Here is a 14,224-nt window from a genome sequence, read left to right on the forward strand (position 1 = left end):
GTGCCGCTCGGCGCTTCGTCGGCGAAAGGGGCGAGCCCTGCTTTTCCGCCCCCCACCCCCCACCCCCCCCCCCCCCCACCGGGGGGGGGGGGACGAGGCTGCTGCCGAACGATTGCGCCGGCTCGGGCCGGGTCTAGCGGCGTTTCCAGGGGCCGATGTCAGCCGCGGCTCTGCTTGCGGCGCGCGTCGAGTTCCTCGGTGACGGCGATCACGTCGACATAGTCCTCGTGGTGGGCCGGCGCATAGCGCGAGACATGCCCGTCGGTGAAGGTCTTCCAGACCTCGGGAGCCTCGTCCTTCATCGCGTTCATCGCCGCGATATAGGTGGTCTTGAGCCCGGCGGGCAGGTTGGCGCGCGTGCAGAACGGGCTGGAGGGGATCAGCGGCGAGGTCCAGATCACCCGCGTCGATCCCTTCTTGATCATGCCGCGCTCGGCCAGCCGTTGCGCGACGCCGGCATTGGCATTGACCTCATAGGTCGCCACCCCGTCGAACTGGCCGCGCACCAGCGCCAGAACCGAATTGTCGTGCCCGCCGGAGAAGACCGTGCCGCCGAAATGGCTCTGCGGATCGAGGCCCTGCTTGCGCAGGAAATAGGCCGGAAAAGCATAGCCCGAGGTCGAGTTCGGGTCGGCGAAGGCGAAGCTCTTGCCCTTCAGGTCGGCGACCGATCGATAGGGGCTCTCGGCCCGCACCAGCACGACGGAGAAATAGCCCTCCTGGCCATGCTGGTCGACATCGCGGAACAGCGGCTCGAGCTTGTCGCCGAGGATGCGGCGGCCGAGCGCGTAGACGGCGGGCCCGAAGCGCGAGAACTCGAGCTGGTCGGCCCGCATCGCCTCGACGAGGCCGGCATAGTCGCTGACGCGGTAGAGTTTGGCTGGCACGCCGAGCTTGGTGGAGAGGTATTCCACGAGGGGTTGGTGACGTGCGATGGCGCCGGCCTCGTTCTCGGCCGAGGAGATGCCGATGCGCACTTCAGGGACGGACCGCCGCCAGTCCTCCTGGGACAAAGCTGGCAGGGCCACGGAGCAACCGAGGCCGGCGAGTAGGGTGCGGCGTGTGAGCATGGTGATGATCCCGTGAGAGGACACCCGACCACCCTCTGATTTCGGCCATGCGACGCTGATGTGTCGAAAGCGTCATGGAGCTTCAAAGAGAAAAGGCCCGGCTTGCGCCGGGCCTTCCATGGTTTTCGCAGGAGCGAAGGTCGGATGGATCAGAAATCCATGCCGCCCATGCCGCCGCCGCCGCCCATCGGCATCGGGGAGTCCTTCTTGGGGAGCTCCGCGATCATCGCCTCGGTGGTGATCAGCAGGCCGGCGATCGAAGCCGCGTCCTGGATGGCGGTGCGCACGACCTTGGTCGGGTCGATGATGCCGGCCTTGACCAGATCGCCGTACTCGCCGGTCTGGGCGTTGTAGCCGAAGTTGTAGTCCTTCGACTCGAGCAGCTTGCCGACCACGACAGCGCCGTCATCGCCGGCATTGTCGACGATCTGGCGAGCCGGGGCCATGATCGCCTTGCGGACGATCTCGACGCCGGTCTTCTGGTCGTCATTGGCGGTCTTGATCGCCTTGACGGTCGACAGAGCGCGCAGGAGGGCAACGCCGCCACCCGGCAGAACACCTTCTTCCACGGCCGCGCGGGTCGCGTTCAGGGCGTCGTCGACGCGGTCCTTCTTCTCCTTGACCTCGACCTCGGTCGCGCCGCCGACGCGGATGACCGCGACGCCGCCGGCGAGCTTGGCCAGACGCTCCTGGAGCTTCTCACGGTCGTAGTCCGAGGTGGTCTCCTCGATCTGCGCCTTGATCTGCGAAACGCGGGCCTCGATGTCCTTCTTCTTGCCGGCGCCGTCGATGATCGTGGTGTTCTCCTTCTCGATGCGCACCTTCTTGGCGCGGCCGAGCATGGCGAGCGTCACGGTCTCGAGCTTGATGCCGAGGTCTTCCGAGATCATCTGGCCGGCGGTCAGGATCGAGATGTCCTCGAGCATGGCCTTGCGGCGATCACCGAAGCCCGGAGCCTTGACGGCCGCGACCTTCAGGCCGCCACGGAGCTTGTTGACGACGAGCGTGGCGAGAGCCTCGCCCTCGACGTCCTCGGCGATGATGAGCAGCGGCTTGCCGGTCTGCACCACGGCCTCGAGGATCGGCAGCATCGCCTGGAGCGAGGACAGCTTCTTCTCGAAGATCAGGATGTAGGGGTCTTCCAGCTCGGCGACCATCTTCTCCGAGTTGGTGATGAAGTAGGGCGAGAGATAGCCACGGTCGAACTGCATGCCCTCGACGACGTCGAGCTCGGTCTCGGCGGTCTTGGCTTCCTCGACGGTGATGACACCCTCGTTGCCGACCTTCTGCATCGCGGTCGCGATCATCTTGCCGACGGTCTCGTCGCCATTGGCCGAGATGGTGCCGACCTGCGCGACTTCGCCGTTGGAGGTCACCTTCTTGGAGTTCTTCTTGAGGTCGGCGACGATCGCCTCGACAGCGAGGTCGATGCCGCGCTTCAGGTCCATCGGGTTCATGCCGGCGGCAACCGACTTCAGGCCTTCGCGCATGATGGCGGCGGCGAGAACGGTCGCGGTCGTGGTGCCGTCGCCGGCATGGTCGTTCTGCTTCGAGGCCACTTCGCGCACCATCTGGGCGCCCATGTTCTCGAACTTGTCGGCGAGCTCGATCTCCTTGGCGACGGTGACGCCGTCCTTGGTGATGCGGGGAGCGCCGAACGACTTGTCGATGACGACGTTGCGGCCCTTGGGACCGAGCGTCACCTTGACGGCGTTGGCGAGGATTTCGACGCCGCGCAGCATCCGGTCGCGCGCATCGGTGGAGAACTTGACGTCTTTGGCTGCCATGAGAGCAACTCCTTATGAATTGACGGGAAGGGCGGTCTCAGGCGTTCAGCCGATGACGCCCATGATGTCGGATTCCTTCATGATCAGGAGATCCTGGCCGTCGATCTTGACCTCGGTGCCGGACCACTTGCCGAAGAGGACGCGATCGCCCTTCTTGACGTCGAGCGCGACGAGCTTGCCGGCGTCGTCACGGGCGCCGGGGCCCACGGACACGACTTCACCCTCCTGGGGCTTTTCCTTGGCGGTGTCGGGGATGATGATGCCACCCTTGGTCTTCTCTTCGCCATCAAGGCGACGGACCACAACGCGGTCATGCAGCGGACGGAACTTCATGGTTCTGTCTTCCTCTTACATATAATCTGGTGCGGGCCGGGTGCCCGCGATGGGCATCTGTTAGCAGTCTCGATCTGCGAGTGCCAACCGATGGCGCGGAGATAGGCGCGTGCCAGCGGAGAGTCAAGAAATCATCCCGGAGAAAGGTGAATGCGTGGGGTCGCCGGGCCTGCTGGCAACGGGCTTCGAACACGTTAGCATGGCGGAATGACGACAGATGCGCCGCAACCCGTCTCGACCGCTCCCGCCTTGGACGACATCGCCCGCACCTGCGTCGCGCTGCATGTGCGCATGACGGCGCGCGCGGTGACGCGCGCCTATGACGAGGCCATGCGCCCGAGCGGGCTCAAGATCACGCAGTTTGTCCTGCTCTCGGCCCTGAGCACCGGCGCGTGGCGCTCCGTTACCGAACTCGCCGAGCGCTTCGCACTCGAGCGAACCTCGCTGACGCGTAACCTGCAACTGCTCGTGGCGAGCGGCCTGATCGAGCCGGTCGCGTGCAAGGGACGCGCCTCGATCCATGCCGTCACCGACAAGGGGCGCGCCGCGATCGAGGCCGCGATCCCGCATTGGCGGCAGGCACAGGAGCGGATCGAAGGCGGGCTCGGCAAGGATAACTGGTCAGAGACGCGCGACCGGCTGAAGGCTCTGCGTCGCGTCGCGCGCGGCACGGTCTGACGGCAGCTTGACCACGACAGCACCCAGGCCATAACGTGCATCTACACGATAATGGATGGGACAGGCGATGGCGCGCGAAGTCGGGGTGGTATCGCGGGAGACCCTGCTGGCCGGCAGTGGCCTCGATTTCCTGCTGGGCATGATCGAGGGGCGCCATCCCGGGCCGCCTTTCGCCGATGCGATGGATTTCGACCTGGTGGAGGTGGAGGAGGGCAGGGTGGTCTTCGTCGGCAGGCCCTCGGCCCGCTTCTTCAACCCGCTCGGCACCATCCATGGCGGCTGGACCGCGACGATCCTCGATTCCGCCATGGCCTGCGCGACGCATGCGACGCTGAAAGCCGGCGAGGGCTACACGACGCTGGAGATGAAGGTGAACTACGTCCGGCCGGTGATGCCCGGCAGCGGTACGGTGCGCTGCGAGGGCAAGCTGATCCATCGCGGCGGCACGGTCGCAACCAGCGAGGGACGGCTGGTGGACGAGCGCGGCAAGCTGCTGGCGCATGGCACCGAGACCTGCATGATCTTTCCGGTGAAGGCGGCCGGTTGAGCCGCGCTAGCGCCGGCTGATCGCGATCGCCCCCGCCACGATCAGCACCGCCCCCGCATAGGTCGTGATCAGCGGCACCTCTCCAAAGGCGAAATAGCCCAGCCCACTCGCCCAGATCAGCGCCGTGTATTCGAGCGGTGCGAGCCGCGAGGCCTCGGCGCGGGCGAAGGCGGAGGTCAGCGTCAGATGCCCGGCGACGCCGAGCGCGCCGGCCGCCAGATACACCAGCAGGTCGCGGCCGCTCATCGGCACGAAGCTGAGTGCCGCTGGAATGGCCAGACACAGCGCCGGCCCGCAGTTCTGGAAAGCGACGATCACAGCCGGATGCTCCTTCATCGCGATCCGCCGCAGCAGGATCAGGTTGAAGGCATAGGCGACGGCCGAGAACAGCGCCGCCGCGACACCGAGTCCGGCGCCGGTGACATGGCCCTGCAGGCGCGGCCAGACCATCACCAGCATGCCGGCGACGCCGAAGCCAAGCGCCTGGAGGATGCGGCTGTCCAGCTTCTCCTTGAGCAGAAGGCCGCCGAGCAGGGCGACGAAGACAGGTGCGAGGAAGGCCAGCGTCAGCGCCTCGGCCAGCGGCAGCACCGAGAGCGAATAGAAGAAGCTGCCGGCGGTCAGCACCACGATCGGCACGCGAACGGTGTTGCCGATCAGGCTCGCGCGCGTCGGCCTGGGCGGCCGGACGAAGGCCAGAACCGCGAGCGCGCAGACGCCACCCATGGCAAAGCGCATGAACAGGGTCAGGATGAACGGATGCGTCTGCATCTGCGCCTTGACCACCGCGTCCATGGCGGTGAGCAGCGCGATGCCGAGCAGGGCCCGTAGCGCTGGACCCACGGTCATGGGCGCGTCGGCAGGGACAGGCGGAAGGGATATTCCCAGGTCGCTGAGATATCGGCGAGGTAGCGCTCGCCCGGCCAGCGCCGGAAGCCGAGCTTCTCGTAGAAACGGTGGGCCCGGGCGAAGCGCGAATCCGACCAGAGCATCATCTCGCCGAAGCCGCCCTCTTGAGCAAAGCGCAGCGCCTCGCCGAACAGGGCCTGCGCCAGCCCGGTGCCGCGGAAGGCCGGGGCGGCATAGACCTTGGTGATCTCGACGGCGTTCTGCTCGGGCACGGGCGTGGCGCCGAGAGAGGCGGCGATGCCTCCGCCGGGTGCATCGGCGATCCAGAGCTTTCCCTTCTTGGCAGCGAAATGGCTCGCCGGCCGCCGCAGCTCCGGAAACTCCTCCCAGGCGAACAGGCAGTTCGGATATTCCGCGAAGCTCGCCGCGATCAAGCTCGCGAGCGGCTCTGAATCATCGTCGCGGGCAGGGCGCAGGGCAGGCGGCAGGCTGGTCATGTCCGACCGATTAGGGCCAATCCCGGCATCGCGATAGAGGGCCGCCGCGATCCTCCCCATGCCGTCAGCGCAGCCGAGCACCTGCAGCATCAGCCTGGAGCGGTCAGCTTCATTTCCTATGGGGTGTTGGAGGACGAAGAAGCCCTCTTGGCCTGATCGGCGCCCAGGGCGATCGCCAGCGAAACCACTGTATCGAAGCTGAGCTGCGCCCGATCGATCTGGCCCGGTATGCCATGCGCCCTGAAGATCGGATCCTGTTCGGCACTGCGTCGATAACCGCCCATCGTCCAGTTGTGGAACGCGCGGCTTTCTGTGGGTTTGATCGCGATGATGGTCACGTCGCGATGGCGCTCGTCCTGGGCGATACGGGCCATCGTCGCCTCGACGCTCTCGCGTGGACCTTCCAGCACCTGCACGAAGCTCTCGCCATCGAACATCAGATAGCCGGTGATCTCGGATTTCTGGTTGTTCTTGCGGGATTGGGAAAGAATGTCGCGCAGCGCCAAAAGCTCATTGTCGATGCGCCCCGTTCTGTAGGTCGACGAATAGACCAGCCGATGAAGCGGTGTCGCAGGCATCCGATATTCCTCGCTTAAGAGACGTCGCTCGCCCAACGCATGTGACGTCTGTTCGGTTCACGCCATGGATCGGCATTCAAGCTGCGCTTGGAAAACATGGGCATGCCCGTTACGGCAGGTAGCGTGCGGACGGGGCCAGGATGAGTCGGATGGACCCGACCCGGACGCGCCCCCGGCATCGCAAAGTGGACGGACATGACCGAGACACGATGACAGTCCTGCTGCCCTTCGTCGTGAATGCCGGGCTGAATTTCGTCCTCGGTCTCATGATCGCGTTCTTCCTGGGACCAGCCGAATTCGGGCGCTACGCCATCGGCGCAGCGATCGTCGTTCTCGTCAACACGGCGATGCTCGACTGGATCAAGCTATCCGCAGTCCGTTTCTATTCGCTCAAGACGCGGGAGACGCAGCCCGAGATCCGCGCGACGCTCGATTGTCTCATCGCCGGCATCAGCATCAGCCTCTGCGCCCTTCTGCTGGCGGCGGTCGCGGCCGGCGTCGATTTCAGGATGCCGGCGATGATGCTGGCCGCGTCCGTGCTGGCCGGCATCGGTGCGGGCCTGTTCGACTATCACGGCGCGATCGCCCGCGCGCGCTTCCTCGATGCGGCCTATGCCCGGCTCGTCATCGTCAAGAACCTGCTGGCGCTGATCCTGATGGTCGGCGGTGCCTGGCTGACACGCGATCCCACGGTGGTGCTGCTCGGCGGGTTGCTCAGCGCGGCCGTTGCCCTCGTCTCGGTGCGCAAGACGCTTGCCGACGCCCCGCTGTCGTTTTCGGCTGCGCGCCGCGACCTCGCCTGGACCTTCGCGAAATATGCCCTGCCGCTCGTCGCCGGCAACGCGATCTATTCGCTCATTCCCTTGCTCAACCGCTCGCTGCTGGCGGGCGCCCATGGCTTCGCCGAGGCCGGCTATTTCTCGCTCGCCTCCGATATGGGGCTGCGCCTGTTCGGAACGCTGGGCGCGACGCTCGAAATCGTGCTGCTGCGGGCGGTGATCCGCCTCGACGAGACGCGCGGAAGGCGCGCGGCGCAAAAGCGCATCGCAGCCAATATCGTGATCGTGCTGGCTGTGGCGCTGCCTGCGGTGGTCGGGTTCTGGCTCATCTTGCCGGCTTTTGACCGGATGCTGGTGCCGCCCAGCTTCCAGGGGCGCTTCTCCGCCTATATGGCGCTGCTGCTGCCGGGCTTCGCGGCCATCACGATCTTCCAGGCCGCGCTCTATCCGGTCTTTCTGATCGAGAAGCGCACGCTCGTGACGACGCTCGCGGCGGTCATCGGCCTTTGCGTCAATCTCGCGATCGTGGCGGCCCTCGCCACGTCAGGCCCCATGGTCTATGGCGTGGCGCAGACGGCAGCCTTTCTGGCCGTCCTCGCGATCACGGCCGTGATGGCCCTGCGCTCGCTGCCGGTGCTGCCGCCACTGCGCGACTGCGGCGCCATCCTTTTCGCGGTTGCCGCCATGGCGGCCACGATCTGGCCGCTGCGGGACCGCTTCGACCCTGCGCTGGAACTGGTCCTGCAAGTCGTCGCCGGAGCGCTTGCCTATGGCGCGATCGTCGTGATCTGCGACGTCGCGCGCTGCCGGACGCTGGCGTTGCTCTGGTGGGCGGGTCGACGCGGACGGCGTGCCTGAACAGCCGAGGCTTGCGACCGTTGCTCGGCAACGCTTCCTTCACCCTGTCCGTTTCCATGTCGATAAGGTTAATTCGGCGAATTCGCCGGTTTGGCGCCGGCTTCTCACAGTAAGCGTCAACGATTCACCATTCCTTTTAAGACGCGTCGGCAGGCTCCTCGCAGTTGATATCGAGAGAGTTGCGTCATGCGTCCAGTCCTCTTCGTTCCATTGTTGGTCCTGTCAGGAGTGTTGGCCGGCTCGGCCTCGGTCCAGGCTCAGACTTACGGCGGCACCCTCCCGGCCGATCCCAGATCGGCCGACCCCATGACGACCGCATCGACGGCACGGACCAACTATGGCGGCGGTTTCATCGAGATGCTGATGACCGGCCGTGATCCCTCGCCGCAGCCGCGCGGGGGAGCCGTCTACAACCGGCCGGGCGGCTACGCCGCCTATGGCCAGAGCCGCCGCGCGGCCGCAGGCTATGAGGCCGATCCGTTCCAGCCCCAGGACCGGCAGCCCGCGCCGGGCCGCCGCGTCGCGGCTTACGGTCAGCCGATCGAGATCGAGCGGCCGATCGAGCGCGTCATCGATCCGCGCTTCCACAAGCAGGAGGTCGCCTATGACGGCCCGCATAAGCCCGGCACGATCATCATCGACACGCCGCAGCGCTTCCTCTTCCTGGTCCAGCCGGGTGGCCGCGCCCTGCGCTACGGCATCGGCGTCGGCCGTCCGGGCTTCTCCTGGGCCGGCCTGAAGAGCGTCAGCCGCAAGGCGGAATGGCCGACCTGGACGCCGCCGCCCGAGATGCTCAAGCGCCGGCCCGATCTGCCGCGCTTCATGCCCGGCGGTCCGGAAAACCCGATGGGCGCCCGCGCCATGTATCTTGGATCGTCGCTCTACCGCATCCACGGCACCAATGAGCCGCACACGATCGGTCAGGCCGTGTCCTCCGGCTGCATCCGCATGACCAATGATGATGTCACGGACCTCTATGAACGGGTCCGCGTCGGCGCCAAGGTGCTGGTGATCTGATCCCAGGCCATCTGCCGGCCGCCGATATGAAAGAACCCGCCCGGCTCGTGCCGGGCGGGTTCGTCATTTCTTGAGAAGGCGGGCTGTCTCAAGCCCAGTTGTCGTCGTCTCCGCCGTCGAACCCGCTCGATCCGTCATCATAGCCGGCATCGACGGGGTCCTCATGCGCGGCCTGCTGATAATTGCCCGCATTGGACGAACCGTCGTCATAGCCGGCCGACTGCGTATCCGAGCCGGAGCCGAAATTCGACGAGCCGTCATTGTAGCCGGCGCTGCTGGCGCCCGCGCCGCTGTTGCTGCCGACGCTGTCGGCGAGGCTGGAGCCTGCCGAAGTTTCCGCCGCCTTGGCCGCGCCGCCGCCGCTGAAGGCGTTCGTCAGGACGCTGCCGAGCATCATGCCGCCGGCGACGCCGGCCGCGGTGGTCAGCGCGCTCGCCATGAAGCCGCCGCCACGGGCCGGAGCCTGTTGCTGCGCGGCCTGGTTTGACCAGGGACCGGGCTGCTGTGCAGCAGGGCCGGCCTGTCCGCCGGGCGCCGCCTGCATGGTGCCCGGCTGCTGGTTGTTCCAGGCGGAGGAGGGAGCATCCGGTCCGCGTTGCGGAAAGGACGGAACCGAGCGCGGCCGCGCCGGCTGCGCTGCGCCGCCGAAGATGCCGGACAGGAAGCCGCCGGACTGGGCGGGCGCCTCGGCCTGCTTGGTCTGCAACTCGCGGACCTGCGCCTGCAAATCCTCGACCTGCGCCTGCAGATTGGTCAGCGCGGTTTCCTGGACATAGACCGCCTGCGCCATGGCATAGGGCGCATAGGGCTGCTCGCGCAGGCGCTCCGCGATATAGCGTTCAGCCTCGGGGTCGCGGGGCTGGTTGGCCGCCTGCTTCAGGCGGTCGAAAATCCCGGCGATCACGTCGCGTTCTTGCGGCGTCATCGTCATCTCCTCTCATGTCGGGCGGCGCGGATGCGCCGCCGCTCAAGAGGTGGTGTGTGCGTGTGACGGTATCAAGGCGGTGAACGCCAGCGATTGCCGCAGGGTCAGTGCGCTCACGCGTTGCCGACGTTGCTGTATTCGAAGCCGCGGCGCCGCATGTCGTCCGAGCGGTAGATATTGCGCAGATCGACGACGATCGGCGTGCGCAGGCCGGTCTTGACGCGGTCGAGGTCAAGCGCGCGGAAGGCGTCCCACTCGGTCACGATCACCAGCGCATCCGCGCCTTCGATGCAGGAATAGGCATCTGCCGCGAAGCTGACGCCGCTGAGCAGGGCCTTGGCCGGCTCCATGCTCTCGGGATCATAGGCGACGACGTCGGCGCCGGCATCCTGCAGCACGGCGATGATCGACAGCGAAGGCGCCTCGCGCATGTCGTCGGTGTTGGGCTTGAAGGCGAGGCCGAGCACGGCGATGCGCTTGCCGCGCACGCTGCCGCCGCAGGCCGCGATCACCTTGCGCGCCATGGCGCGCTTGCGCTGGTCGTTGACGGCGACCACGGTCTCGACGATGCGCAGCGGGCTGCCGAGGTCCTGCGCCGTCTTCATCAGAGCAAGCGTGTCCTTCGGAAAGCAGGAGCCGCCGAAGCCGGGGCCGGCATGCAGAAACTTGCCGCCGATGCGGTTGTCGAGGCCGATGCCGCGTGCAACCTCCTGGACATTGGCTCCAACTGCCTCGCAGAGATCGGCCATCTCGTTGATGAAGGTGATCTTCATGGCGAGATAGGCGTTGGCGGCGTATTTGATCACCTCCGACGTCCGGCGCTGGGTGAACAGCAGCGGCGCCGCGTTGAGATAAAGCGGGCGATAGAGTTCTTCCATCACGCCGCGGGCGCGCTCGTCCTCGGTTCCGATGACGATCCGGTCGGGGCGCTTGAAATCGCCGATGGCGGCGCCCTCGCGCAGGAATTCCGGGTTCGAGACCACGGCGAAATCGGCGTCGGGCCGGGTTTCGCGCATGATCCGCTCGACCTCGTCGCCGGTGCCGACCGGCACGGTCGATTTGGTCACGATGACGGTGAATCCATCGATCTTGGCAACGACGTCGCGCGCGGCCTGATAGACATAGGACAGGTCGGCGTGACCATCGCCGCGCCGCGTCGGCGTTCCCACCGCGATGAAGACCGCATCAGCGCTGGCGACTGGCCCGGCGAGTTCGGTGGTGAAGCTGAGGCGGCCTTCGCGCACGTTCTTGGCGACAAGGTCGTCGAGGCCAGGTTCGAAAATCGGAATCTCGCCCCGATTCAATGCGTCGATCTTGGACGCATCGGTATCGACGCAGGTCACGACATGGCCGAAATCGGCAAAACAGGCACCCGACACCAGGCCGACATAGCCTGAACCGATCATCGTCACGCGCATAAATGCACTCTCCCCGCTGGCTGGCCGCGATACCGTTACGTGCGGCGGATGCACGCGCAGCGAGGGCGGCAGAGACGACCAACATTATCCGCGTACACCAAATTGCTGCACCTGCACAACACGTCGAGCAACGCGATGTGCAGTGTGGTGAAGACCGCAGGTGTCAGAGCGATGACGCAGGGCTGTCCAAACGTCAGATGCCGTCGTCGGAGGTGAACTCGTCGAACGTCTCGCCAGGCGCCGGAGTGAGCAATTGGCGGCGGTTCAGAACCACGACGGTCGTGCCCGTGGGGACGCGGCTGTGCAGGTCGATGACGTCCTGGTTGAACATCCGGATGCAGCCGCTGGAGACCGACTGACCGATCGACCAGGGCTCCGTGGTGCCATGGATCCGGTAGAGGGTGTCGCGGTCGCCCTGATAGAGATACAGCGCGCGGGCGCCCAGCGGGTTGTCCAGGCCCGCCTGCATGCCGCCCGCCCAGGGGCCGTTCTTCTCGGGATCGCGCGCGATCATCGCAGCGGTCGGCGTCCAGCGCGGCCAGGCCGCCTTGCGGGCGACCGTCGCGCGGCCGCGCCAGGACATGCCTTGCTTGCCGACGCCGATGCCGTAGCGGATGGCGCGGCCGTTCTCGCGGACGAGATAGAGGAACTTGTTGTCCGTATCGACGACGATGGTGCCGGGCTGCTCACGTGTGGGATAGGCGACCTCCTGCCTCAGGAAGCGCGGATCGACCTCGGACAGGTCGGTCGCGGGCAGCGGAAACTGCTCGTCGGGGCGCTCGCCATACATCGCCAGATATTCGGCGCTGACGTTGAAGCCAGGCGTATGCGCCACCTCGAAAGGCTGCGGCTGCCCGCCGACGCAGGCCGCCAGAAGCAACGGCATCAGCAGTGCGCCGAGGCGCTTCAACGGGCGCTCGAACACAAGGGTCGAGGAGGATGTGACGGGCGAATCAACGGACATGAAGTTTGGCTCTGCTTTATTGGTCTTGCGGGTGCGGCTGAACAACGGCGCAAACGCCTCGGCGTTCCACCGGCGACGCCGCGTAAGACGTTCAAGGCGCGCGGCATGGCCGTGGGGTGAACGCGCCGTGTCGGAAATGTGGCGAGCGGCGGCTGTGGCGGATGCGCAACGGAGGGATGGGCCAGCGCCGACGGCCCGCGCGGTTCCCCAGGTGCTCCGACCATTCTCCATGTCACGCGTATCGGGCTGTCGTGCGATCGGAACTGCTTGGTTAAGTTATTCTTCACGGATCTGGTTAAATCTAATTCCAATCTGTTGAGATGCTGCGGCGGAGTCGTTCGCCGATGCTTGATCCAAGAGATCAATTGACCGGCCTATGCCTATGGCGCGCTTCCTCGCGCGCGATCGCCTTCTCACAAATTCAAGAGTCCCGGCGCAATTGCTCAAGGTCGAATGTCTTACGATAGATTTTCGGCTTGTGGTTGGCGTCGCTTTCAAAATGGGCCGTCCATGAAAAATCTTCTGTCCATTCGCCTGCCGATCGCAACCCGCCTCGCGATCATCGGGGTCTTTTTCGTCGGCGTTGCTGTGGCGGCATCCGTTCTGGTGTCGCTTCAGGCGGCAGAGAAGGCGATGAGGGAGCGGGCGCAGATCAGTCTCTCGGTCAATATCAACCTCCTGCGCGATCTGCTGATGACGAAGGGCGAGCCCAGGCTTGAAGGCGACAAGCTGTTCTTTGGTACCGAGCTGGTGAACGGCAATTTCGCTGCAGTCGACAAGGTCAAGACGCTTGCCGGCAGCACCGCCACGGTTTTCATGCGTGACGTCCGCGTCGCGACGAATGTGCAGAAGCCCGATGGATCACGCGCCGTTGGCACGAAGCTCGCTCCAGGCGCCGCCCATGATGCCGTCTTCAAGCAGCGTGCGACCTATTCCGGAGCGGCCGACATCCTCGGCACGCCGTATTTCACGATCTATGAGCCGATCATTCAGAAATCCGACAACAGCGTCATCGGCGTGCTTTATGTCGGCATCAAGCAGCAGGATTTTCTGGCCGTCATCAACGAGATGATCGCCGGCAACGTCGTCGCCGGTCTGGTGATCGCCGTCGTCGGCGGGGCCGCGCTGTTCATGCTGGTTCGCGGCATGATGAAGCCGCTCGGCAGCCTCAAAGGCGCGTTGGAGCGCATTGCTGCCGGAGATCTCGCCTCGGCCGTCCCGCGCTTTCGCGCCGGGGAGTTCGCCGAGATGGCCGGCGCGGTGAACGTGCTGCGCAGCGCCGCGATCGAGAAGGAGAGGCTGGAGGCCGAGGCCGCTTCCCAGGTGAGCCTGATGGACGAGACGCGCCGTGCGACGGACGAAGAACGTCAATTGGCCGGGCAGCAGCGCATGCAGCAGGCACAGGAGCTGGAACAGGTGGTTGGCGCGATCGCGTCCGGCCTCGCCGAGCTCTCGCAGGGCAATCTGACCCACCGCATCGACGCCGCCATGCCCGCTGACTACGCGATGCTGCGCGACGATTTCAATGCGACCGTGGACCGCCTCTCGACGACGATGCGCACGATCCAGGCGACGTCTGCGGATGTCGGGCTCGCCGCCCGCGAGATCAACATGGGCGCCGACGATTTGTCGAAGCGCACCGAGGAGCAGGCCTCCTCGCTGGAGGAGACCGCCGCCACGACCGAGCAGCTGGCGGCCTCCGTCAAGGCTTCGGCCCAGGCCTCGCGGCAGGCGGCGTCCATCGCCGGCGAGGCGATGCAGGCCGCGCAAAGCGGCGGCGCCATCGCCGGCCAGGCTGTCGCGGCGATGGCGCGCATCGAGAGCGCCTCGCAGAAGATCTCCGACATCATCCGGGTGATCGACGACATCGCCTTCCAGACCAACCTGCTGGCGCTCAACGCGGCGGTGGAAGCCGCCCGTGCGA

Annotated in this window: 14 protein-coding genes; 5 read left to right on the forward strand and 9 right to left on the reverse strand. The window is 66.0% G+C overall.

Translation table 11 applies throughout. From position 1 onward, the window contains the following. Nucleotides 1-158: 158 nt before the first annotated feature. The 3 genes from phnD to groES all read right to left on the reverse strand — a co-directional run bounded on the left by phnD (nt 159) and on the right by groES (nt 3,190). Nucleotides 159-1,070, reverse strand: coding sequence for a phosphate/phosphite/phosphonate ABC transporter substrate-binding protein (phnD, locus tag AE618_RS00010; protein WP_082364867.1), 912 nt, complete (start codon nt 1,068-1,070; stop codon nt 159-161). 149 nt (nt 1,071-1,219) lie between these two features. Then, nucleotides 1,220-2,857 carry a chaperonin GroEL gene (groL, locus tag AE618_RS00015; protein ID WP_054207020.1) on the reverse strand — a complete coding sequence of 546 codons (1,638 nt, stop codon included), beginning with the start codon at nt 2,855-2,857 and terminating at the stop codon, nt 1,220-1,222. A gap of 45 nt (nt 2,858-2,902) precedes the next feature. Next, nucleotides 2,903-3,190 (reverse strand): co-chaperone GroES, encoded by a 288-nt coding sequence (gene groES, locus AE618_RS00020; RefSeq protein WP_054143942.1) that lies wholly within the window; start codon nt 3,188-3,190, stop codon nt 2,903-2,905. A 207-nt stretch (nt 3,191-3,397) separates the two neighbouring features. On the opposite strand from groES, the gene AE618_RS00025 reads away from it, so the two are divergent. Beyond that, nucleotides 3,398-3,868 (forward strand): MarR family winged helix-turn-helix transcriptional regulator, encoded by a 471-nt coding sequence (locus tag AE618_RS00025; RefSeq protein ID WP_082364868.1) that lies wholly within the window; start codon nt 3,398-3,400, stop codon nt 3,866-3,868. Nucleotides 3,869-3,935: 67 nt separating this feature from the next. Beyond that, nucleotides 3,936-4,415, forward strand: coding sequence for a PaaI family thioesterase (locus AE618_RS00030; RefSeq protein WP_248310688.1), 480 nt, complete (start codon nt 3,936-3,938; stop codon nt 4,413-4,415). Between the two features lie 6 nt (nt 4,416-4,421). Here AE618_RS00030 and AE618_RS00035 read toward each other — a convergent pair whose 3' ends face one another. From AE618_RS00035 to AE618_RS00045, 3 genes are read right to left on the reverse strand one after another with little or no spacing between them, the layout of a single operon-like run. Further along, nucleotides 4,422-5,264: a DMT family transporter gene (locus AE618_RS00035; protein WP_054207022.1), complete on the reverse strand. Its 843-nt coding sequence runs from the start codon at nt 5,262-5,264 to the stop codon at nt 4,422-4,424. Continuing rightward, a complete protein-coding gene (locus AE618_RS00040) occupies nt 5,261-5,851 on the reverse strand; it encodes a GNAT family N-acetyltransferase (protein ID WP_054207023.1) in 591 nt (196 codons plus the stop codon). Before AE618_RS00040 ends, AE618_RS00035 begins: the two co-directional genes overlap by 4 nt. 26 nt (nt 5,852-5,877) lie before the next feature. Next, on the reverse strand, nt 5,878-6,375 hold the full coding sequence (locus tag AE618_RS00045) for a BLUF domain-containing protein (protein WP_156330018.1): 498 nt from the start codon (nt 6,373-6,375) through the stop codon (nt 5,878-5,880). A 173-nt stretch (nt 6,376-6,548) separates the two neighbouring features. On the opposite strand from AE618_RS00045, the gene AE618_RS00050 reads away from it, so the two are divergent. Together AE618_RS00050 and AE618_RS00055 are read left to right on the forward strand one after the other, a co-directional pair. Further along, nucleotides 6,549-7,976, forward strand: a complete 1,428-nt coding sequence (locus tag AE618_RS00050) for a lipopolysaccharide biosynthesis protein (protein ID WP_054207025.1) — start codon at nt 6,549-6,551, stop codon at nt 7,974-7,976. Between the two features lie 306 nt (nt 7,977-8,282). Continuing rightward, nucleotides 8,283-8,993 carry a L,D-transpeptidase gene (locus tag AE618_RS00055; RefSeq protein WP_054207030.1) on the forward strand — a complete coding sequence of 237 codons (711 nt, stop codon included), beginning with the start codon at nt 8,283-8,285 and terminating at the stop codon, nt 8,991-8,993. A gap of 88 nt (nt 8,994-9,081) precedes the next feature. On the opposite strand, the gene AE618_RS00060 is transcribed toward AE618_RS00055, so the two are convergent. The 3 genes from AE618_RS00060 to AE618_RS00070 all read right to left on the reverse strand — a co-directional run bounded on the left by AE618_RS00060 (nt 9,082) and on the right by AE618_RS00070 (nt 12,300). Further along, complete coding sequence (locus tag AE618_RS00060; RefSeq protein WP_082364872.1) at nt 9,082-9,918, reverse strand: DUF2076 domain-containing protein; 837 nt, start codon at nt 9,916-9,918, stop codon at nt 9,082-9,084. Between the two features lie 113 nt (nt 9,919-10,031). After that, complete coding sequence (locus tag AE618_RS00065) at nt 10,032-11,336, reverse strand: UDP-glucose dehydrogenase family protein (protein ID WP_054207027.1); 1,305 nt, start codon at nt 11,334-11,336, stop codon at nt 10,032-10,034. Nucleotides 11,337-11,529: 193 nt separating this feature from the next. Beyond that, a complete protein-coding gene (locus tag AE618_RS00070) occupies nt 11,530-12,300 on the reverse strand; it encodes a L,D-transpeptidase (RefSeq protein ID WP_082364870.1) in 771 nt (256 codons plus the stop codon). A gap of 510 nt (nt 12,301-12,810) precedes the next feature. On the opposite strand from AE618_RS00070, the gene AE618_RS00075 reads away from it, so the two are divergent. Beyond that, a partial coding sequence (locus tag AE618_RS00075) for a methyl-accepting chemotaxis protein (RefSeq protein ID WP_054207028.1) occupies nt 12,811-14,224 on the forward strand: 1,414 nt, incomplete at its 3' end.

Source organism: Allobosea vaviloviae, from assembly GCF_001298265.1.
GTDB classification, from domain to species: Bacteria; Pseudomonadota; Alphaproteobacteria; order Rhizobiales; family Beijerinckiaceae; genus Allobosea; species Allobosea vaviloviae_B.

What these genes read in the sequence shown, in the direction of transcription:
- phnD (WP_082364867.1), bottom strand. Translation starts at nt 1,070, where the DNA reads ATGCTCACACGCCGCACCCTACTCGCCGGCCTCGGTTGCTCCGTGGCC.
- groL (WP_054207020.1), bottom strand. Translation starts at nt 2,857, where the DNA reads ATGGCAGCCAAAGACGTCAAGTTCTCCACCGATGCGCGCGACCGGATG.
- groES (WP_054143942.1), bottom strand. Translation starts at nt 3,190, where the DNA reads ATGAAGTTCCGTCCGCTGCATGACCGCGTTGTGGTCCGTCGCCTTGAT.
- AE618_RS00025 (WP_082364868.1), top strand. Translation starts at nt 3,398, where the DNA reads ATGACGACAGATGCGCCGCAACCCGTCTCGACCGCTCCCGCCTTGGAC.
- AE618_RS00030 (WP_248310688.1), top strand. Translation starts at nt 3,936, where the DNA reads ATGGCGCGCGAAGTCGGGGTGGTATCGCGGGAGACCCTGCTGGCCGGC.
- AE618_RS00035 (WP_054207022.1), bottom strand. Translation starts at nt 5,264, where the DNA reads ATGACCGTGGGTCCAGCGCTACGGGCCCTGCTCGGCATCGCGCTGCTC.
- AE618_RS00040 (WP_054207023.1), bottom strand. Translation starts at nt 5,851, where the DNA reads ATGCTGCAGGTGCTCGGCTGCGCTGACGGCATGGGGAGGATCGCGGCG.
- AE618_RS00050 (WP_054207025.1), top strand. Translation starts at nt 6,549, where the DNA reads ATGACAGTCCTGCTGCCCTTCGTCGTGAATGCCGGGCTGAATTTCGTC.
- AE618_RS00055 (WP_054207030.1), top strand. Translation starts at nt 8,283, where the DNA reads ATGACGACCGCATCGACGGCACGGACCAACTATGGCGGCGGTTTCATC.
- AE618_RS00060 (WP_082364872.1), bottom strand. Translation starts at nt 9,918, where the DNA reads ATGACGCCGCAAGAACGCGACGTGATCGCCGGGATTTTCGACCGCCTG.
- AE618_RS00065 (WP_054207027.1), bottom strand. Translation starts at nt 11,336, where the DNA reads ATGCGCGTGACGATGATCGGTTCAGGCTATGTCGGCCTGGTGTCGGGT.
- AE618_RS00070 (WP_082364870.1), bottom strand. Translation starts at nt 12,300, where the DNA reads ATGTCCGTTGATTCGCCCGTCACATCCTCCTCGACCCTTGTGTTCGAG.